We start from the raw sequence: 19,718 nt of genomic DNA on the forward strand, positions 1-19,718 counted from the left end.
AATCCCCAATGAAGCTTCGGATCAACCCTCGAAAGGCGCGCCAAGCCGCAAGAAGCGAAAGCGCGCGAGGCATTCGGGGGCCTGACAGGAGCGTGTCGACCATGAAGTTTTTCACAGGATGTGTGGCCGCCGCCGCGCTGGCGCTGGTGGCAACAGCCGCTGAGTCCCAAGTGCGGGCGAACGGAGTGGCGCCAGGGCCCTACGTTGCGGTCTCGGATTTCGATGGACCCTACGAGCCGGCAGAAGCCGCCCCGCCACCGCCGCCGCGTTACGGCTATCGCTCTGACGAGCGCGGCCCGGCGCTGCTGCCGGCCACCGAGGTCTATACAGTGCTGCGCGACAACGGCTTCTCCCCGCTCGGGATCCCGCGCCTGCGCGGCGCCGTCTACACCATCGCGGTGATCGACCGCCGCGGCGATGACGGCCGGCTGGTGATCGACGCCCGCGACGGGCGGATTTTGCGGTTCATGCCGGCCGCTGATGCCTACGGCATGGCGCCTCCCTATGAGGAGCACGCCGTTGCGCCTTACGGCCCGCAAAGCGCACTGCCGCCGCCGATCGCCATCCGTGGCTGGCCGCCGCGCCCGCCCGCCTCGATCCCCCATGTCGCCAGTCGCACCGTCCCGATGCCGAAGGCCGCCCCGCCCCGCGGCGAGGCGCCGGTCGCCGCCATCAAGCCGACCGCGCCGGCGCCGGCGCCGCAACAGGCCCAGGCGCAGCCCGTGCAGCAAACGGCCGCCGCGAAGCCCGCCGATGCGCCACAAGCTGTCGCGCCAACGATCGGTCAGGCCAACCCCGCTCCAACGATCCTGCCGACCCAGGATATGCCGGCGGCGCAGGGACTGGAGTAGCGCGGATCGTTTGACGCGACGGAGCAGCCAAACTCAGCCGGTCGTCCCGGCGAAGGCCGGGACCCATACCGCGAGGTTTAAGTCTGGTGGGAGTACCGAACTCAGAATCGCCGTCAAACTTCTCCCTGTGGTTATGGGTCCCGGCCTTCGCCGGGACGACGGCTGGGAGAGAGTTGTGCCAACAAAAGGCGCCTGAGCACTCAGGCGCCTTTTGCATCGTGACAACCGCCACTCAGCTCCGTCCATACCCCGCCGCTTCCAAAATCAAGTTCGCCACCTCCTTCGGATGCGACACCAGCGAGAGGTGGCCGGCATCGAGCTCGATGGTGGTGGCATTCATGCGCTTGGCAAGGAAGCGCTCGAAGTCGGGATTGATGGTGTCGTCGTTCTTCGACACCGCGTACCAGCTCGGCTTCGAATGCCAGGCGGCCTCGGTGGTGCGGCCCGCAAAGATCGAGGCCGCCGTCGGCCATTGCACGGCGTAGAGCTCCTTGGCGCGCTCCGGCGCGATGCCGTTGGCGAAATATTTCAGGAAGGCGTCTTCCGCGAGCTTTGTAAAACCGTCGTGCTCGACGATGCCGGCACGGACGGGGCCGGTCGGGAATTGCTTCGAGAGCGCGACAAAATCCTCGTTCGCATCGGGCGCGCGTGCGGCGATGTAGACGAGCGCGGTGACCTTCGGATCGGTGCCGACCTGGCTGATCACGGTGCCGCCCCAGGAATGTGCGACCAGAACGGTCGGACCATCCTGCTCGGCCAGTGCGCGCTTGGTCGCCTCGACGGAGTCCGCCAGCGATGACAGCGGATTCTGCACGGCGGTCACGGTGAGCCCCGCAGCCTGGAGGATCGGGATCACCTCCGACCAGCTCGAGCCGTCCGCCCAGGCGCCGTGCACCAGCACGACGTTCTTCGCCTTCACGGTCTGCGCGGTCTGGGCGTGGGCAAGGCTGACGGGGGCTGCCAGCAGGCTCGCGGCGACGAAAAGGCTGCGCCAGAAAGTCATGATCGTTCTCCGTCTTTTTTGGGTTCGATCCCCAAAGGACGGAGCACGCGGCGGCGGCGTTACGCCTCCTCACTGCCCTGTGATGCAGTGCAAAAAGTGCAATAAGCGACCAAGTACAAGGTGTCGTCCTGGCGAAGGCCAGGACCCATATCGCGAGGTCTATCGATCCTGAGCGGCCGGAGTACCGAACAACAAGTCTTCGTCAAATCTCTCCTTGGGGTAATGGGTCCTGGCTTTCGCCAGGACGACGATGGGGGCGGGAGTTCATCAAAGAAAAAAAACGCCCCGGGGCACCGGGGCGTTCTCGCAACCTGGAAGTGGCTTACGTGCTTTACGCGGCCTGCGCGGCCGAGTTCTCGATCGCCTGGGCGCCTTGCGCACTGGTGTTGATCGCGATCTGGCGCGGCTTCTTGGCCTCGGGAATCTCGCGCACGAGATCGACGTGAAGCAGCCCGTTCTCGAGCGAGGCATCCTTCACCTGCACGAAATCGGCGAGCTGGAAGGCGCGCTCGAAGGCACGCGCGGCGATGCCGCGGTAGAGCACTTCGGATTTCGAGTTCTCGTTGGCGACTTTCCCGCCCTTGATCGTCAGCGTGTTTTCCTTCGCGACGATGGAGAGCTCATCCTTGGCGAAGCCGGAGACCGCGACTGTAATGCGGTAGGCGTTCTCGCCGGTGCGCTCGATATTGTAGGGGGGATAGCCGGGGCTGCCGTCCGAGCTCGTCTGGTCGAGCAGGTTGAAGAGACGGTCGAAGCCGACGGTGGAACGATAGAACGGGGTCAGATCGTAGGTACGCATGGTTCAAGTCCTCCATTGAGCGACTGTTGGTAACCCGCCCGCCTATCGGGCCGGGCCTCGTCTGTGTGCAGCCTGATGTTCCGGTTCCGAAACACTGGTAGCGGCCTGCACGGTGATGATATGGGTTTTGGGAAACTGCGTTCAAGAGGGCGGCACTCGCGCCTTTTCGGCGCTCCCGCCCCTTGATCTTCAGCAGCCCCTCCAATCATGACGCTGATCTCGATTCCGTCCAATCCCGTTCCCGAAGACGTCGTCAGCGGCACCATCAAGACGCCCGACGGCGCCGAACTGCGCTTCGCGCGCTGGGCGCCGCCGGCGAACCGCAAGGGCACCGTCTGCGTCTTCACCGGCCGTAGCGAGCAGATCGAAAAGTATTTCGAGACCGTGCGCGACCTGCGCGATCGCGGCTTCGCGGTGGCGATGATCGACTGGCGCGGGCAGGGCCATTCCTCGCGCCGGCTGCGCGATCCGCGCAAGGGCTATGTGCGCGACTTCGCGGACTTCGAGATCGACGTCGAGAGCTTCGTACAGCAGGTGGTGCTGCCCGATTGCCCGCCGCCTTTCTTCGCGCTCGCCCATTCGATGGGCGGCGCGGTGATGCTGCGGGTGGCGCATGCAGGCAAGCGCTGGTTCGATCGCATGGTGCTGTCGGCGCCGATGATCGACCTGCCCGGCCGGGCCACCTCGTTTCCGGTACGCGCGCTGCTCAAGGCGATGCGCCTGACCGGGCAGGGCGGCAGCTACGTTCCCGGCGGCAGCGATCGCCTCACCGGGCTCGCCCCCTTCATCAACAATCCCCTTACCAGCGACCCCGTGCGCTACGCGCGCAATGCTGCGATCCTGGAGGAGGATCCGACGCTCGGCCTGGCATCACCGACCGTTGCCTGGGCCGATACGGCCTTCAGGGCGATGAAAACCTTCAAGGGCATGAGCTATCCGTCCGAAATCCGCCAGCCGATCCTGATGCTGGCGGCATCCAACGACACCGTGGTTTCGACCGCGGCGATCGAGGAATTCGCCTATCATCTGCGCGCCGGCTCTCATCTCGTGATCGCCGGCTCGAAGCACGAGATCCTCCAGGAGCAGGACCGCTACCGCTCGCAATTCTGGGCCGCCTTCGACGCCTTCGTGCCTGGCACGCCGCTGTTCAAGTGAGAGGGAAGTCTCCGCGGGAGCAGTGAGAATTGCGCTCGCGGAGAGTCCTCATCCTCCGTCATTGCGAGGAGCCCTTGCGACGACGCAATCCAGGCTGCCTCCGCGGATATATTTCTGGATTGCTTCGCTTCGCTCGCAATGACGGTGGAGATGAAGTCGGACCTCTCCCTGCAAGCAAGCGACGTCAAGCGGCAGCTTACAGCGTCTTCAGATACTCGATCAGATCGTAGCGCTCCTCGTCATCCTTGAACCCGCGTCCGATCACACCGTCTTTCTTCGGCGCATCCGACGCGCCCTCGAACGAGTGGCCCTCCACCTTGTTGCCGGCAACGGCCCTGCCGTCGGGCCATGTCGTCGTGAATTGCGTTTCGCCGGTCTTGCATGTTTCGCCGTCGACCACGGCAAAGCCGACCTGCTTCGGATCGTAGTCGCGCATGCCCATGCAGAATTTCTTCGGACGCTCGGCCGCGGGCTTGAGCAACCAATAGAGCGAGGGTACGGAGCCGTTGTGCAGATAGGGTGCGGTGGCCCAGACGCCGTTCAATGGCCGCGTGCGATAGACCGCCACGGGCGTCGGGTTGGGGCAGTTCTGTCGCGCGCCCCACCACGCCTTCTGCTGCTCTTGCGGCATCTGCGCCTCGCTCATCCACTTCCGCGCGACGAGATCAACGGTGGTCATAAGCGCGAGCGAGTACGGCATCTCGGCCGTGCTCTTCAGACCTTTGCAGTCCCACCAGGCAGTGAGCTGGCGTGTGGGGTCGACCTTGAGGAAACCGGGCACCTCGATCGTCCGCTTCATCAGCACTTCGGCTTGCCCCGGGTCGGTGTTGACATGCGTAACCGGGATCTGGATCGGATCCAGCACCTTGCTGGTGCCGCTGGTTTCCCAACGTTTGGAATCCGGGGACCACAGGCTCTTCGCCGAATAATCCTGATCGAACGCAGGGTCGTTGACGGGTCCAAGATGGCATCCCGCGCACATCTCCGCGTAAAGCTTTCGGCCCTTGCTGACGCGCTCGTCGTCGATCTTCCACGCGCTGTCGCCGAACAGCTGCGATGGCCATTTCGGCGCCTGGAGCCCACTGAACTTCTTCTCGGCCAGCGTATCGGGGCCGGCTATGAGCCGCTCGATCCATTCCAGATTTTGCAGCGCGACGGACGAGCGCCAGATCTTGTCCGGCGCATAGCCGTCAGACAGGTTGAGCAGCGCTGTGACACCGAGCGCCTCGCCGGCATTGCGGATCAGCGGTTGCTCGATCGACGCGTCATACTGCGCGAACTTGAACCACGGCACGGTCCAAATCGGCGGGAAGCTGACGGGCGCGTCCTGAGCGTGCAGGTTCTTTTCGAAACCGCCGACACCGCTGAGCGCAAAATCCTGCGAGAAGACCTGGTTGCCGATACGGTTCAGCGCGTCGAGCCGGCCAAAGCCTTCCTCGGTATCGCGCTGCTGCTCCTTGCCGTCGTAGGTCTTCTTGCCGGCAATCGTCTGGTTATACGTGTTCTGCCAGTCGAGCAGGAACTGTCCGATCTCACCGAGCTTCTGCTTCAGCTCGTGACGTTCCACGTCGCTGGCATTCGGGCCGAGCACGCGATCGGCAAAACGCTTGAAGCGCGTCGGCAGCTTCCAGGTGTAGACGATCGACAGGCCGGTCACGAGCTCGAGCTTCTTCAGGTCGGTCATCGCGGGTCCGCCGTCGAAGCGGACATCGACGCCTTTGTAGCGGATATGGCCGGTGTGACATGCCGCGCAGGTCAGCCCGATCTTGTCCTCCTCGCGGCGGCCCGAGGCGGGATCGAGGACGCCGGTCAGCCGCGCAAACCCAACCGGCAGTCCGTCCACGTTTTCGACCGGCGTCTTCCAGAGCCCTGAGGGCGGCGGGGCCGGGTTCGTGTCGTAGACGTTGGCATAGCCAAAGCGGCGGAGCGTGGTTTCGTCGGTGTGGATGGTCTGCGGGCTCGGGATGAAGCCGAAGCGCTCGAGATAGGCGCTGTCCTTCAGCATGCCGTTCCTGCTGAACAGGTTGAACGTCGGCTGCTCCAGCGCGACAAACCAGGCATAGGGTATGGGGAATGTCGCAGTGCCCTGGCTCACATGGTGGAACCAGTACCGGTCCTCCAGCGACCAGTTCTGCTCGAGCCAATAGGCGGTAGTGGTCCTGGGAAGCCGCGGCAGGGGCGGCGGCAGCGCCACCTTGAATTTCTCGGGCAGGATCGCCCGAACCTGGTTGGGGAATTCGGCCACCGCAAACACGATCGCCAGCGCGACAACCACGAGCGCGGCTGCGGCGATGCCGATCCCGCGCGCGATGTGCTGACCGCGCGACAGCACCGGCTGGTCGAGCAGCCGCTGCTCGATCCGAGCGGGAAGCTTGCGCTTTTCGAACAGTGTCCGGACCTCGGCCACGCTGAGGTATCGGTTCTTGCCCTCGCCCTTGCCGAGGATCTTCAGCAGCACCGGCCATTCGCCCTTCATCAGGATCGGGAAGTACCAGCGCTTGTTGTCTGCGCGCGCGAGGTTCGCACGCATATAGGTGGTGATCTCGGCTTCGTTCAGGCCGCGCTCGACGCCGCCGCAGGGATCGGGGTAATCGCGGCCGAAGCTCGCAAGACGCTCGATCTCGCTCTCCTGCACCACAGCGTGCTCGTTGAGGATCCGCGAGCCGGCGCCGTGCTTGTCCAGCGGGCCGTTGCGCAGCTGATCGAGTTGTGCGCCAGAAAAGATGCTCTTCGGCAAATGGAGGGCGCCGTTCGCGCCGAGAGCGATCAGATAAGCCGCAATCCGCGCCCGGACCTTCCTGAAGCCGGTCTCGCCGCTAGCCGCCCCGATGCTCTGCGACAGGGTGTTGAGCGGGACGGTCCCGCCGGCAACAAAGCCCTCGCCAACGAGACCGCGCAGGAACGGACAGGGATTGTCAGGCGAGACCTCGATCGATGGAACGAAGGGTTTCGAGGTGGGATCGTGCATGGCCCAAAATCCTGAAAACAGCGATACGTGAAAAGCAGGACGCTCTGATAGAGCGCGGAATTCCAAACCAATGGACTGCGCGGACGCGGCGCAATGTTACTACTTCCGCGTGTGACGAAGTGTGGCCGAATTCACGGTCGTGTCAATAATGTCCAGCGCGAGATCGCGGCGCACGCGCGGCTTGCGCTCAGGATTCGGCGGCGCGTTTGACGTCGCTCTGGACCAAAGTGAGCTTGCCGAGCGGCACGCCGGCCTTCAGCAACCCGTCGCGGTAATGTGCGAGGTCCTCAGGCCGCTTCCAGTGAAAATTCCGCAAGTGCCGGTCGACGTTCAGGGTCGGGTAATTGCTCAGGAGCACGGAGGTTGCCTCGACCGCCTCGCCGGTCCGTCCCAGCTGCGCCAGCGCCGCGGCGCGGATCGCAAGGGCCTGCAAGTGGTTCGGATTGACGTAGAGCTGCTCGCGAGCCCACGACAGCGTGGCGTCGTATTGGCCGACGAGATAATGGCTGAACGCGTTCAGCGCCGCCCATTGATAGCGTGGGTCGCTGTTGTCGCGCTGCGCTGCCATCGAAAACAGCTCGATCGCCTGGCGATGCTCGCCGATGACGAAATGGCAGATCCCGAGCACGCCGCGCGCGCCCATGTCGTAGGGGTTGAGCGCGACCGCGCGCTTGGCGGCGTCCATCGCGGCCTCGTCATGGCCTTCCAGCGCGTGCGCCCAGGACAGGATCGAGAAGGCGAAGGAGGAGCGCGGGTCGAGCCGGACGCTGGTTTCGGCGAGGCTCATCGCCTCGGCCCACATCTGGCGCGTGCCCTTGACCCAGCCGAACTGAACGCTCTGGAGCTGGATGGTGGCGAGATAGGCATGTGCGATCGACAGTTTGGGCTCGAGTCTGATGGCCTCCCGGAACAGCTCGACCGCGGCGTTCAGGTCCTCCTTGGTCTGCCGGTAATAGTGCGACAGTCCTTTGAGAAAGCGGTCCCAGGCGGTCACGTCGGTCGAGAGCCGCGCCGGCGCCGAGGCCTCGGCCCGGACGATCTCGGTGGCGATGGCGGCGGACAGATTCGTGGTGATCTCGTCCTGCATGGCGAAGAGGTCGCCGATGTCGCGGTCGTAGCGGCCGGTCCAGAGCTGCTCGCCGGTTTCCGGTGCAATCAACTCGGCGGTGACGCGGATCTTGGCTCCGGCGCGCCGCACCGAACCCTGGATCAAATAGGTGGCGTCGATCTCCCGCGCGATCAGGCGGGTGCTCGCGTTGTTGCCCTTGAACGCGAAGGTCGAGTTGCGGCTCAGCACGCGATAGAAGGATTGCAGCGACAGCGCGTGGATCAAATCCTCGGTCAGGCCGTCGGAGAAATATTCGTCCTGGGCGTCGCTGAGATTGGCGAAGGGCAGCACGCCAACGATCGCGGTCCGGTTCTGCTGCGCGAGGGTGGATGCCTCCTTCAGCGCGGGCGCAAGCGCCGATGCGCCCTCGTGCGTCCAGGTCCAGACGCCGACCGGGTCCTTGATGTTCTTGAAGCGGTGGTTGCCCGCATCGACCAGCGGCACGGTGAGATGTTTGCTGGCCTCCTTGTAGGCCTTGGCCGAGATGGCGAAGCCGCCGGGGCTCGCCACGGATTCGAGGCGGACGGCGATGTTGACATCGTCGCCGAACACCTCGTCCTCGTCGGCGATCACGTCGCCCATGTGGATGCCGAGCCGGAACTGCATGGCGCGGTCGGCGGGCAGATGCTGATTGCGCTCCGCCATCAGCAGCTGCATCGCGACCGCCGCCTCGGCGGCGCCGACGATGGAGGGAAACTCGAGCAGGAAGCCGTCGCCGGTGTTCTTCACGACGCGGCCGCCGTGATTGAGGATGATGGGGTGGATCGCGCTGCGATGGGCTTTGAAGGCGGCATGGGTGCCGGCCTCGTCACTGCCCATCATCCGCGAATAGCCGGCGACATCGGCGCAGACGATGGCAGCCAGACGTCTTTCCATCCTCGGAGCTCCAAGGGAGGGGGGACCAGCCACGGGGTGGCAGCCGCCTCGAATCCCGCATTTCACGAACCCGGCCTTTATAGAGCAGATGAGGCCGAGCGAAACTATGATCCACATTGCAAATTCGATACAAACCCCACGCAATTCCGGTAGTGGACGACGCGGTGCGAACCGATTAAGCCGAATCCCCTTCAGACCGCCCGGCCGGGGCGGCGGGAGCCTCTCGCATGCTGGGCATTCACGAAATCTGGCTGTTCGTCCTGTCCGGCATCCTGCTCAACATCACGCCGGGGCCGGATACGGTCTACGTCATCGGCCGCAGCATGCAGATGGGCTGGCGAGGCGGGGCCGCTGCCGCCTTCGGCATCAGCTGCGGCTGCTTTTTCCACGTCGCGGGCGCTGCGATCGGCCTTTCGGCCCTCCTGATGGCCTCATCCACCGCGTTCTCGATCCTGAAGCTGGTCGGCGCGGCCTATCTCGTCTTGACGGGACTTCAGATGCTGTGGTCGCGGCCAACGTTGGCGGCGGACAAGCACGAGGCGGAGCGGAGTTCGCTGCGGCGGGTTTTCCTCCAGGGCGTCTTCACCAACGCGCTCAATCCCAAGGTCGCGCTGTTCTTCCTGGCCTTCCTGCCTCAATTCGTCGCAGCCGACGCCGCCCACAAGCCGCTCGCGTTCCTGACGCTCGGCCTGATCTTCATCTGCACGGGAACGTTGTGGTGCCTGGTGCTGGCGGCGTTCGCGGCGAGGGCCGCCCACCGCCTGAGGCAATCGGAAGGCGTGATCGCCTGGGTCAACCGGGCCCTCGGGGGTCTCTTCATCTATCTCGGCATCCGCGTCGCCATGCTGGAGACGCGGTAACTTGTCTCACGCGAATTGCTTGGCCAGCGCGCTGCCCGCCAGATAAACGCCGAGCAGGATCATCGCGATCAGGAACCAGTGGCGAAAGGCTTCGGCCGGCATCCGCGCCCGCACCGACTGGCCGATGAACATGCCGGCAAAGGCGCAGGCCATCGCGATGGCGCCGGGCACGGCGTTGGCCGGCGTGAGCAGGCCGCCCGCGGTGAGGTTGAAGGCGAGCGCTATCGTCGCTGTCGTGAAGAACACGCCGAGCGCCTGCACCAGCTCGTCCTTCTCGATGCCGATCGCCTGCATGAACGGCATCGAGGGGATCACCTGCACGCCGGTCGAGGCCGAGATCACGCCGGTGACGACCCCGACCACGCCGCCGACCCATTTCTCGTTCTGCGGCGCGACCCGGAATTGAAACTTCTTCAGCCCGATGACGGCGTAGACCACCAGCAGCACGCCGAGCACGAGCGTGCCGTAGCGCGCATAGGGTCCGGTCAGCGCGCCGGCATTGAGCCAGCATCCGATCACGGTGCCGATCATCAGCGGCCACAGCCGTTTGAGGATGTCGCGCAGATGCGGGCCGACAAAGGTCTGCCAGATGTTGGTGACGATGGCGGGCACGATCACGATGGCGATCGCGCGCCCCGGCGCCATGCTCACGGCGAGCAGTCCCATGGAGACGGTCGGCAGCCCAAGTCCGACCACGCCCTTGACGAATCCGGCGATCAGGAAAACGGCGGCGATGAGGATCAGGAGCGGGTCGATCATGCCGCCCACATTGACCGAAGCCGCGCGCCGGCACAATCTGGAGGTTACGGAGACAGCCTTCGTGCACGACGAAGGCTAGCATTTGGGGAGGCAACTGATGCGTTTCGACCTGGTCGATCTCCAGCTCTTCATCGCGGTCGCCGACCAGCGCAGCATCACCCGCGGCGCGGAGCGGTCGAATCTGGCGCTGGCTTCGGCCAGCGCGCGCATCAAGGGCTCGAAGACGCCTTCGGCGTCGCGCTGCTCAAGCGCGGGCGTCGCGGTGTCGAGTTGACCGCGGCTGGCGAGAATTTGCTCGACCACGCGCGCCTCGTCATTCACCAGGTCGATGCCATGCGCGGCGATCTCGCCGGTTTTGCCAGCGGCGTGCGGGCGAGCGTGCATTTCCTCGCCAACACGTCCGGGCTGTCGGAGCATCTTCCGAAGGCGCTTGCCGGCTTCCTGCGTGAGCATCGCGACGTCGCCATCGACATCGAGGAACGCGAGAGCACCGACATCGCGGCCGCCATCACCGCCGGCGCTGCCGATCTCGGCTTCGCGGCCGAGCACGCGCTGCCCGGCCATATCGAGCGCTTTGCCTTCAGCGAGGATCGCCTGACGCTGGTGACGTCGCGGCGCGGTCCGTTTGGCGGCCGCCGGCAGATCGATTTCCAGGAGGCGGGCGATTGCGAGTTTATCGGACTGACCAGCGCCACCGCGCTTCAGGTCCATATTTCCAAGCACGCGGCTCGGCTCGGCATGCGCCCGCATTACCGCGCCCGGCTGCGTGACTTCGACGCGATCTGCCAGATGGTCGCCGCCGACGTCGGCGTAGCCTTGGTACCCGAAGCCGCCGCCCGCCGCTGCGCCAGGCTGATGCCTCTCGTCACGGTCCGTCTGCGCGACGCCTGGGCCAACCGGAAACTCGTGATCTGCGCGCGCAGCTCCAAGACACTGCCGCGGCCCGCGAAGATGCTGGTGGAGCATCTGCGCGCGGCGGCGGTGTGAGGCCGAATGCGATGTGCTTCCATATGGGCGGTCGGCTCCCTCCCCCGCTTGCGGGGGAGGGCTGGGGAGAGGGTGTCTCCGCGAGAAGGATTCCCCAAGAGGAGGAGAGCCCTCACCCGCCGCGCTCTAAGAGCGCGTCGGCCACTGCTTCACGCCAGCCCCACGTCACTAGCCGTTGAGCAGTTTCAGGGCTTCTTCGTGAACCCGCGCATCGCCGGCGGCGATGATGCGGCCGCCGCCCTGGGCCGGCTTGCCTTCCCAGGTGGTGACGATGCCGCCGGCGCCGGTCACGATCGGGATCAGGGCTGCGATATCGTAGGGTTTCAGCTCGGTCTCGACCACGAGATCGACGTGGCCGGCCGCCAGCATGCAATAGGAGTAGCAGTCGCCACCATAGCGCGACAGCCGCGCGCCCTGCTCGATGCGGCCGAAGATGGCGCGGTCGCGGTCGTTCATCAGAAGCGGGCTGGTGGTGTAGGTCGTGGCCTCCGCAAGAGAGGCACAGCGGCGGACCTGGAGCCGGCGCTCGCCGGACGGGCCTTTGTAGATGGCCGAGCCGTTGTCGCCGGAGAAGCGCTCGCCGATGAAGGGCTGGTGCATCATGCCGTACACCGGCGCGCCCTTGTGCAACAGCGCGATCAGCGTGCCCCAGATCGGAAAGCCGCCGATGAAGGACTTGGTGCCGTCGATGGGGTCGAGCACCCAGACATAGTCCGAATCCTCGCGCTCATTGCCGAATTCCTCGCCGACGATGCCGTGCTGGGGGAAGTTGGCCTTGATCAGCCGCCGCATCACCGCTTCCGCGGCGCGGTCGGCTTCCGTGACCGGATCGAAATCCTTGGTCTTGCTCTTGTCGTCGATCGACAGCGAGGTGCGGAAGAACGGCAGGATGGTTTCGCCGGACGTGGTGGCGAGCCGTCCGATGAAGGCGGAGAAGTCGATCACCGTCACAGGCCGAATCCTCAAAACGAAAGTCGGGTGAAGCTCGCAACTGCCTAGCTCAAATTGCCGAAGACAGGCAGCGCTGTCTTGATCTTGCGCCCGGGTATTTTCGGATGCGGCGGTTATTGCCTCGGACCGGCCATCTCTCGGGCAACAATCGATCATTGAGTTGAATGCTTAGTTCCGAGCCTGCCTCGTTCGTATGCAAACAGCTATCAACCCATTGAATTTCCTTATCAAAGGAACTGAATCTGGGTTTCTCTGGGAGCAATTGAGCCATGTGTTTTTGCATGGGAAACGGCTCAAAAGCCCTTGCACTTTGTGCGACGCGGCCGCATATTGTTGCGGTGCGGTAGCGCTTCTCGCGTTACCGCTGCCCTCCTTGGGCGTTTCCTCCCTAGACTTGGGCCGCTTCTTCATCAGAAGCGGCCCTTTTTTCTTTCGGCCTGTTTTCAGTTGAACGCGCGTGTTGGCGCAAAGCGAAACACGTCCGCGCCCGATCCGCGCGGACCTGATGGTCCGAACAAAAAGCTCTCGTCTATTCGGCTGCGGCCTGGAACGGGCCGAGATCGCCGAACGGGATCGTCGTCGCCAGCACGTCAGCGAGCACTCGAAGTCGGCGGCCACTTTCGCAAAGCGCGGGCCGCGTTCGCGCCGCCGTTCGTCCATGTAGACCGCGCGGTTGAGCTCGAGCTGCACGGCGTGCAGGCCGCTCGCCGGGTTGCCGTAATGCTCGGTGATGAAGCCGCCGGCATAGGGCTTGTTGCGGCCGATCGAATAGCCGAGCCCGCTCATGGTCTCCTCGACCCGGTCCGGCAAAAGCGGCGTGCAGCTCGTGCCGTAGCGGTCGCCGATGACGATTTCGGGCCGGCGCGGCTCGTCGCTGGAGACGCCGACCGAGGGCATCGAGTGGCAATCGACCAGCACCACCGTACCGAACATCTGGTGCACCTTGTTGATCAGCCGGCGCAGCGCGCGATGATAGGGCTTGTAGAGGGTCTCGATCCGCGCCAGCGCATCGTCGACTGCGATCCGCTCGCGATAGATCTCCTGGCCGTCGCCGACCACGCGCGGGATGGTGCCGAGGCCGCCGGCGACCCGCATCGAGCGGGTATTGGCGAAGCTCGGCAGGCGGCCGGTGAACATCCGGGGATCGAGCTCATACGGCTCGCGATTGACGTCGACATAGGAGCGGGGAAAATTGACCCGCACGGTCGGAAAGCCGCGTTCGCTGAGATGGCCGATCAGCTCGTCCATGAAAGAATCTTCCGAGCGCCGCAGCGTCGGCAGATCGATCCGCGAGGCACTCAGGAAATGATCCGGATAGGTCGAGCCGGAATGGGGCGAGTTGAAGATAACAGGCGCGCGCCATTCGGCGGGCTCCACGATCTCGAACGCTGGCGACTTGTCGCCGTCAAATCGTGTCATCTTCTCGGGCTTCGTCCCTTCGTGCCGCAAGATCCTGGCGTCCAAAGATCCTGGCGCCGCACGATCCGGCAAGGCAGGGATCCGTGATTCGGCCGGTCGAGCGGCTCTTATGTGTCGTCATTGTCCGGAATCGCAACCATTCTGCCAAGCGAAAAAGTGGGATCGACACTGGAACATGTCTTAACCCTGCGGGCACCGAGGCGGGGACCGCACCGAGCTAGTCGATTGCGTCACGCCGCGTTCGGGTTCACAAGGGGCGCGCCGGTCGGCGCCAGGGTAAAGACTTTCACTCGAAATTTACCCTCTGTCGGGCTTAGTGACCTCTGCCGATGCCTTCTGATTGTGTTGTGACTGCTTTGGGGATTCGACGTTCCAGCCATGCCAAAGATCCTGCTCGCCGAAGACGACAACGACATGCGACGTTTCCTGGTCAAGGCGCTCGAAAACGCCGGTTTTCAGGTCTCGTCCCATGACAACGGCATGGCCGCCTATCAGCGGTTGCGCGAAGAGCCGTTCGAGATGCTCCTGACCGACATCGTGATGCCGGAGATGGACGGCATCGAGCTCGCCCGCCGGGCCTCGGAACTCGATCCCGACATCAAGATCATGTTCATCACCGGATTCGCCGCGGTGGCCCTGAACTCCGATTCGGACGCCCCCAAGAATGCCAAGGTGCTGTCGAAACCGGTGCATCTGCGCGAATTGGTCAGCGAAGTGAACAAGATGCTGGCGGCCTAAATCGGCCGGTTCCGTCCTTGCGCGCGCTCCCCTGAGCCGTTATAGGGACCCCACCCGATCTAGATATCTCTAGGGCACGTAGCTCAGCGGGAGAGCACTACCTTGACATGGTAGGGGTCACAGGTTCGATCCCTGTCGTGCCCACCATCCTTCGCTCGCGCTAGCGGAGAAGGATGCCACGCCGAAGCCCAAAGGGCGCAGGCCGGGCTTGCCTCAGCGAGCTACGGCTCGGCAGGCGGCCTTGCAGAAGCGGTTACTCCGGGGGTGACAGGAAGAGCATCTCATGGCTCATCCATTTTTCACGATCGGACACGCCACACGCCCGATCGATGAATTCATCGCATTGTTGCACGGCGCCTCGGTCACCCTCGTTGCCGATGTTCGCACCGTGCCCCGCTCGCGCACCAATCCGCAGTACAACCGCGAGACCTTGCCGCAAGCGCTCGCAGCCGCGTCGATCGGCTACGAGCATATCGCTTCGCTCGGCGGTCTGCGCAGCCGCAAGCGCGAGGTGCCGCGCGAAACCAATGCGTTCTGGCAGAACGACAGCTTTCATAACTACGCCGACTACGCCATGAGCGACAGCTTTCGCGACGGCCTCGCTCACTTGCGCGAACTCGGGCAGGCGCAGCGCTGCGCCATCATGTGCGCGGAGACATTGTGGTGGCGGTGCCACCGCCGGATCATCACCGATTATTTGCTCGCCGCCGGCGAGAGCGTATTTCACATTCTGGGACCCGGAAAGGTCGAGGAGGCGGCGATCAACTCAGCCGCGCGCGTCCTGCCCGGCGCCTGCTTGAGCTATCCCGCGCAATATCGGCAGGCTGCATCGCCTGATGCGTGATCACGGGCGGTCCACGTCTGAGAAAGATGTGGTCTGAGAAAATCGTGGTCTGAAAAAGACGTGGTCTGAAAAAGACGTGGACCTCCGCGCGAACGTCTCCATAATCGACGTAGAAACTGGACTACTGCGGCAGTCGACTCGCCAACAAAGAATGCGGCACGCCGCAAAGGGACAGGAGATGCCCATGTTCACAACCCCGATCCCCAAATTCGCGATGGCGCTAGCCATCATAACAGGCCTCGCGATGGCGCAGGCGCACGCGGACTCGTCGCTTCCCGTGGGACCGAGCGTGGGCGATCGGGATTTGTCCGCCTTTTATCGCGGGCCTCAAACCCTGCCGGAAAGCCCCGGCGTGATGCTGCGCAGCGAGCCGATGCTGGCGCAGCCGGAGATCACGGCGGCAGGTATCGCCGAGCGCATCCTCTACACGTCGGCGGATGTGCGCTGGCACGCCGGCATCGTACCGGTCAGCGGCACGCTCTATCTGCCGAAAGGCGAGCCGCCGGCCGGAGGCTGGCCGCTGGTGGCTTGGGCGCACGGCACGCTCGGCGTGTCGGACGTCTGTGCGCCGTCCTGGACCGGGCACAAGCCGCGCGATGCCACCTACATCCAGCGCTGGCTCGAGAACGGTTTTGCGGTGGTGGCGACCGATTATCAGGGGCTCGGCGGACCGGGGCCGCATCCCTATCTGATCTGGCAGTCGGAAGGGCGCTCGGTGCTCGACGGCGTGCGCGCGGCGCTCGCCGCATATCGCGGCAAGCTCGCTTCGAAGGTTTTCGTCAGCGGACAGTCGCAGGGCTCGGGCGCGGCAATAGGCGCGACCGTGATCGCGGAAAGTTACGCGCCCGATGTGCCGCTCGTCGCCACCGTCGCGACGGGCCTGGTGTCCACGTTCCCCGATGGTCCCTATAAGCCGCCGCAGACCACCGCGATCGGCTCGCCGATCTACACGTCGCTGATGCTGCTCGGCGGATCGTTGCCGGATGGCGCGCCGTCGGCCGACGATCTCGTCGCCGACAAGGGCAAGCCGGTGTTGAAGGCGGCGCGCGAAAGCTGCACGCCGGAGATGCGCGAGATCGCGGGCCGCGACGGCATCACCGCCGAGAATGTCTATGTCGAGCCGATGGCCAATGTGCTGGCGCGGTTGACGCCGATTACGGACATGCCGGCGGTGCGCCTCAAGGTGCCGGTGCTGCTCGGCACCGGCCTTGCCGATTCCACACTGGTGCCGACCCGGCAATATGCCGAAGTCGCGGCCCTGTGCGCGGCCGGCAATGATGTGGTCTGGAAGACCTATCCCGGTTACACGCATAATGGCGGCTTGCATGCGGCGTTCCCGGATGCGCTCGCGTTTTTCCGCGGCATGCTCGCCGGACAAAAGCCGCAGGGCAATTGCGCTGGGATCGTCGAACCCGGTCCTCCCGGCGAAGCTGCCAAGGGCCTCGCTTTCAACGACTAGCTCACGAGATATCGGGTGACCGCCGCCTCGTCCCACGCAATCCCGTTGCCGGGCTCCTCGCTCGGCAGCGCAAAGCCGTCCTTGATCTGCAATCGTGTCGCCAGCACCGCATCGGCCCAGTCGACATATTCCAGCCAGTGTGCGGTCGGCGTTACGCAGAGCAGATGCGCGCTCACCTCCGAGAACAGATGCGTCGACATCTCGATCCCGGCGGCGTGCGCCAGCGCTGCCGCGCGCAGCCAGCCGGTGACGCCGCCGATGCGCTGCACGTCGGGCATCACGTAGTCGCAGGCCTCAGCGGCGAGCGCCGATTGCATCGCGAAGGCGCTGTCAAAATTCTCGCCGATCTGGACCGGCGTGCGCAGCGCGTCCGCGATGCGGGCGCAGCCCTCATAATCATCGTGGCGGATCGGCTCCTCGATCCAGGTCAGGCCCTCGTCGTCGAGCATCTCGCCGCGGCGGATCGCTTCCGCCACCGTCAGCGCCTGGTTGTAGTCGCACATCAGCGTCACCTGGTCGCCGACGGCTTTGCGCACCGCGCGCACGACCGCGAGATCCTCCCGCGCATCGGGCCGGCCGACGCGGATTTTTGCGGCCTGAAAGCCCTCGGCCAGCAGCTTGTGCGCCTCTTCGACCGCGGCGCCCGCCGGCATGATGCCGAGCCCCTTCGAATTATAGGCCTTGACCGGCTTCGGCGCGCCACCGAGCAGGCGGGCCAGCGGGAAGCCCCTGCTGCGCGCCAGCGCATCCCACACCGCCATGTCGATGCCGGATTGCGCCAGCCGTTGCAGGCCGGCGAGCCCGAGCAGCGTGAAGCGCTGGGTCAGCTTGCGCTCGATCTCGAACGGCAGCAGCTCGTCGCCCGTGAGCAGCTCTGACATTTCCGTGACCATCGCCGTCAGCGGCTTCAACGCCGGCGGCGTGATCGAGAACAAATAGCCATGTCCCTGCACGCCCTGGTCGGTCTCGCAATCGATCAGCACCAGCGGCGCCTTGGCGATCACCCCTGTCGAGGTCTGGAGCGGCAGGTTCATCGGCACGATCACGGGGCGCACGACGAAGCGCTTGATGCGGACGGTCTCGGTCATGACGGTCTCCGGCGCAGCTAAAGAATAATGCCGATTTTAATCGTGCATTGTGAAACGAAAAGCGGCCTGCGGCGACTCCCATACAATGGGGATTGTGCGGGCTCGCGTTCACGGGCCCTCTGGCGCCGCATGCCGGGCCGCAATCCCTGGGAATTGCGACAAAAATGCAGATAAGGGCCACAGAGTGAAACAACAGATTTCCGAACAACAGCGCAAGAGCAGCCTTGTCACGGGCGCCGCGATCGCCTTCCTGCTGCTCGCTTTGCCGGTCGCGGTGTGGCTGGACCTGACTGAGCTGAGCAAGACGGCGCTGCGCCGGCAGGCTGCGGATCTCAATTCGGTGATCACGAGCGTGCGGAGCTATTACGCGACCAACGTGGTCGGGCGGGTTTTGGCCAACCCGAACGGCGCGACCAAAGTCATCCACAATTATGAATCCGTCCCCGGTGCCATCCCGATCCCGGCCACGCTGTCGCTGGAACTCGGGCGGGTGATCGGCGCCCAGCAGGAAAATATCACCTACCGCTTCGTCTCGGATTTTCCGTTCCAGAACCGGGCGCCGCACCAGCTCGACGCGTTCGAGAAGGACGCGCTGGAAGCCCTGCGCGCAGACCCCGAGAAGAAGATCGTCGAGACCGATACCTCGCTCTTCAACGACAAGGTGCGCCTGATCGCCCCCGTGACGATGGGACCGGCCTGCGTCAGCTGTCACAACAGCCATCCCGAGAGCCCGAAGCGGGACTGGAAGGTCGGCGATGTCAGAGGAATCCAGGAGGTGGTCATCGCCCAGCCGATCGCCGCCAACATCTTCTCGTTCAAGTTCCTGCTGGCGTATTTCCTGATCGCCGCCGGCAGCGGCCTGTCTTTCCTCTCGCTGCAGCGCCGCCAGGCCGGCCGCATCAAGACCATGAACAGGGAACTCGAATCTGCCAACGACTTCCTCGCCGCGCTCTCGATGAAGATCTCGCGCTACATCCCGCCCCAGGTCTACAAGAGCATCTTCTCCGGCCAGAAGGACGTCACCATCCACACTGAGCGCAAGAAGCTGACGATCTTCTTCTCCGACATCCAGAACTTCACCGCGACCGCGGAGCGGCTCCAGCCCGAATTGCTGACCCAGCTCCTCAACGAGTACTTCACCGAGATGTCGGCGATCGCGCTTGAATATGGCGGCACCATCGACAAGTTCATCGGCGATGCCATGCTGATCTTCTTCGGCGATCCCGAGACCAGGGGCGACCGAGCCGACGCGCAGGCCTGCCTCCAGATGGCCTGGCGCATGCAGCATCGCCTCACCGAGCTCAATGCCAAGTGGCGCGCCTCCGGCATCGAGCTGCCGTTCAAGGCCCGCATGGGCATCAATTCCGGCTATTGCAACGTCGGCAATTTCGGCAGCAGCGATCGCATGGACTACACCATCATCGGTGCCGAGGCGAACCTCGCCGCACGGCTGCAATCCATCGCCGAGCCCGGCGGCATTGTCCTGAGCTACGAGAGCTTTGCACTCGTCAGCGACATCGTCAGCGCCCACGCGCTGCCCGCGATCACCATGAAGGGCATCAGCCGCGAAATCATTCCGTATTCGGTCGATGCGCTCAGCGATGGTTCAGCGGAGCGAAGCGGAATCATCACCGAGCGCGCACCCGGCCTCGAGCTCTATCTCGACCCCGCGGTGGTGAAGTCCGGCGATACCGCGCGCGTGCGCTCTCTGCTGGAAAGCGCACTCGCCTCGCTGAAGCCGGCGTGAGGACTCAGAAGCTTCCGCAGCGTCATGGCCGGGCTTGTCCCGGCCATCCACGACCGTCTTTTGCAGATCGAAGAACGAGGATGCCCGGGACAAGCCCGGGCATGAC

The 19,718-nt window shown here is 64.6% G+C and carries 14 protein-coding genes, 1 tRNA gene and 2 pseudogenes; 9 read left to right on the top strand and 8 right to left on the bottom strand.

The annotated features are described in order from the left end of the window. Positions 1 to 101: 101 nt before the first annotated feature. Positions 102 to 851 carry a hypothetical protein gene (locus AB8Z38_RS27635; protein ID WP_369720855.1) on the top strand — a complete coding sequence of 250 codons (750 nt, stop codon included), beginning with the start codon at positions 102 to 104 and terminating at the stop codon, positions 849 to 851. Positions 852 to 1,083: 232 nt separating this feature from the next. Here the strand turns inward: AB8Z38_RS27635 and AB8Z38_RS27640 are convergent, their stop codons facing one another. Beyond that, entirely contained in the window at positions 1,084 to 1,854 is a 771-nt protein-coding gene (locus AB8Z38_RS27640) for an alpha/beta fold hydrolase (protein WP_369720856.1), read from the bottom strand. 331 nt (positions 1,855 to 2,185) lie between these two features. Beyond that, positions 2,186 to 2,653: an Hsp20 family protein gene (locus AB8Z38_RS27645; RefSeq protein ID WP_369720857.1), complete on the bottom strand. Its 468-nt coding sequence runs from the start codon at positions 2,651 to 2,653 to the stop codon at positions 2,186 to 2,188. Positions 2,654 to 2,860: 207 nt separating this feature from the next. On the opposite strand from AB8Z38_RS27645, the gene AB8Z38_RS27650 reads away from it, so the two are divergent. After that, complete coding sequence (locus AB8Z38_RS27650; RefSeq protein ID WP_369720858.1) at positions 2,861 to 3,808, top strand: alpha/beta fold hydrolase; 948 nt, start codon at positions 2,861 to 2,863, stop codon at positions 3,806 to 3,808. A 196-nt stretch (positions 3,809 to 4,004) separates the two neighbouring features. On the opposite strand, the gene AB8Z38_RS27655 is transcribed toward AB8Z38_RS27650, so the two are convergent. Then, entirely contained in the window at positions 4,005 to 6,776 is a 2,772-nt protein-coding gene (locus tag AB8Z38_RS27655; protein ID WP_369720859.1) for a di-heme-cytochrome C peroxidase, read from the bottom strand. A 187-nt stretch (positions 6,777 to 6,963) separates the two neighbouring features. Continuing rightward, a complete protein-coding gene (locus AB8Z38_RS27660; protein WP_369720860.1) occupies positions 6,964 to 8,760 on the bottom strand; it encodes an adenylate/guanylate cyclase domain-containing protein in 1,797 nt (598 codons plus the stop codon). A 227-nt stretch (positions 8,761 to 8,987) separates the two neighbouring features. Between AB8Z38_RS27660 and AB8Z38_RS27665 the strand changes: the two genes are divergently transcribed. Beyond that, entirely contained in the window at positions 8,988 to 9,620 is a 633-nt protein-coding gene (locus AB8Z38_RS27665) for a LysE family translocator (RefSeq protein ID WP_369720861.1), read from the top strand. A gap of 6 nt (positions 9,621 to 9,626) precedes the next feature. On the opposite strand, the gene AB8Z38_RS27670 is transcribed toward AB8Z38_RS27665, so the two are convergent. Continuing rightward, positions 9,627 to 10,379 carry a sulfite exporter TauE/SafE family protein gene (locus AB8Z38_RS27670; RefSeq protein WP_369720862.1) on the bottom strand — a complete coding sequence of 251 codons (753 nt, stop codon included), beginning with the start codon at positions 10,377 to 10,379 and terminating at the stop codon, positions 9,627 to 9,629. 97 nt (positions 10,380 to 10,476) lie between these two features. Between AB8Z38_RS27670 and AB8Z38_RS27675 the strand changes: the two are divergent. Beyond that, a pseudogene (locus AB8Z38_RS27675) lies at positions 10,477 to 11,366 on the top strand (LysR substrate-binding domain-containing protein). A 168-nt stretch (positions 11,367 to 11,534) separates the two neighbouring features. Here the strand turns inward: AB8Z38_RS27675 and hisN are convergent. Together hisN and AB8Z38_RS27685 are read right to left on the bottom strand one after the other, a co-directional pair. Continuing rightward, positions 11,535 to 12,317, bottom strand: a complete 783-nt coding sequence (hisN, locus tag AB8Z38_RS27680) for a histidinol-phosphatase (RefSeq protein WP_369720863.1) — start codon at positions 12,315 to 12,317, stop codon at positions 11,535 to 11,537. 529 nt (positions 12,318 to 12,846) lie between these two features. Next, a pseudogene (locus AB8Z38_RS27685) lies at positions 12,847 to 13,736 on the bottom strand (N-formylglutamate amidohydrolase). A 378-nt stretch (positions 13,737 to 14,114) separates the two neighbouring features. Here AB8Z38_RS27685 and cpdR point away from each other — a divergent pair. The 4 genes from cpdR to AB8Z38_RS27705 all read left to right on the top strand — a co-directional run bounded on the left by cpdR (position 14,115) and on the right by AB8Z38_RS27705 (position 16,777). Further along, a complete protein-coding gene (gene cpdR / locus AB8Z38_RS27690) occupies positions 14,115 to 14,474 on the top strand; it encodes a cell cycle two-component system response regulator CpdR (RefSeq protein WP_007597092.1) in 360 nt (119 codons plus the stop codon). Between the two features lie 72 nt (positions 14,475 to 14,546). After that, positions 14,547 to 14,621: transfer RNA gene (locus AB8Z38_RS27695), tRNA-Val, on the top strand. Between the two features lie 136 nt (positions 14,622 to 14,757). Then, entirely contained in the window at positions 14,758 to 15,318 is a 561-nt protein-coding gene (locus tag AB8Z38_RS27700) for a DUF488 family protein (protein WP_369720864.1), read from the top strand. Between the two features lie 184 nt (positions 15,319 to 15,502). Continuing rightward, a complete protein-coding gene (locus AB8Z38_RS27705) occupies positions 15,503 to 16,777 on the top strand; it encodes a lipase family protein (RefSeq protein WP_369720865.1) in 1,275 nt (424 codons plus the stop codon). Here AB8Z38_RS27705 and AB8Z38_RS27710 read toward each other — a convergent pair. After that, positions 16,774 to 17,865 carry an enolase C-terminal domain-like protein gene (locus tag AB8Z38_RS27710; RefSeq protein WP_369720866.1) on the bottom strand — a complete coding sequence of 364 codons (1,092 nt, stop codon included), beginning with the start codon at positions 17,863 to 17,865 and terminating at the stop codon, positions 16,774 to 16,776. The two genes, AB8Z38_RS27705 and AB8Z38_RS27710, sit on opposite strands and share 4 nt — an antisense overlap. A 184-nt stretch (positions 17,866 to 18,049) precedes the next feature. Between AB8Z38_RS27710 and AB8Z38_RS27715 the strand changes: the two genes are divergently transcribed. Further along, positions 18,050 to 19,612 (top strand): adenylate/guanylate cyclase domain-containing protein, encoded by a 1,563-nt coding sequence (locus AB8Z38_RS27715; protein WP_369720867.1) that lies wholly within the window; start codon positions 18,050 to 18,052, stop codon positions 19,610 to 19,612. The last annotated feature ends 106 nt before the right edge of the window (positions 19,613 to 19,718 follow it).

Source organism: Bradyrhizobium sp. LLZ17 (assembly GCF_041200145.1).
Lineage (GTDB): Bacteria > Pseudomonadota > Alphaproteobacteria > Rhizobiales > Xanthobacteraceae > Bradyrhizobium.

Bases quoted from the DNA above. Each gene is read 5' to 3' on its own strand.
- AB8Z38_RS27665 (WP_369720861.1), top strand. From the start codon at position 8,988: ATGCTGGGCATTCACGAAATCTGGCTGTTCGTCCTGTCCGGCATCCTG.
- AB8Z38_RS27660 (WP_369720860.1), bottom strand. From the start codon at position 8,760: ATGGAAAGACGTCTGGCTGCCATCGTCTGCGCCGATGTCGCCGGCTAT.
- AB8Z38_RS27655 (WP_369720859.1), bottom strand. From the start codon at position 6,776: ATGCACGATCCCACCTCGAAACCCTTCGTTCCATCGATCGAGGTCTCG.
- AB8Z38_RS27650 (WP_369720858.1), top strand. From the start codon at position 2,861: ATGACGCTGATCTCGATTCCGTCCAATCCCGTTCCCGAAGACGTCGTC.
- AB8Z38_RS27700 (WP_369720864.1), top strand. From the start codon at position 14,758: ATGGCTCATCCATTTTTCACGATCGGACACGCCACACGCCCGATCGAT.
- AB8Z38_RS27710 (WP_369720866.1), bottom strand. From the start codon at position 17,865: ATGACCGAGACCGTCCGCATCAAGCGCTTCGTCGTGCGCCCCGTGATC.
- AB8Z38_RS27670 (WP_369720862.1), bottom strand. From the start codon at position 10,379: ATGATCGACCCGCTCCTGATCCTCATCGCCGCCGTTTTCCTGATCGCC.
- AB8Z38_RS27645 (WP_369720857.1), bottom strand. From the start codon at position 2,653: ATGCGTACCTACGATCTGACCCCGTTCTATCGTTCCACCGTCGGCTTC.
- AB8Z38_RS27635 (WP_369720855.1), top strand. From the start codon at position 102: ATGAAGTTTTTCACAGGATGTGTGGCCGCCGCCGCGCTGGCGCTGGTG.
- AB8Z38_RS27640 (WP_369720856.1), bottom strand. From the start codon at position 1,854: ATGACTTTCTGGCGCAGCCTTTTCGTCGCCGCGAGCCTGCTGGCAGCC.
- cpdR (WP_007597092.1), top strand. From the start codon at position 14,115: ATGCCAAAGATCCTGCTCGCCGAAGACGACAACGACATGCGACGTTTC.
- AB8Z38_RS27705 (WP_369720865.1), top strand. From the start codon at position 15,503: ATGTTCACAACCCCGATCCCCAAATTCGCGATGGCGCTAGCCATCATA.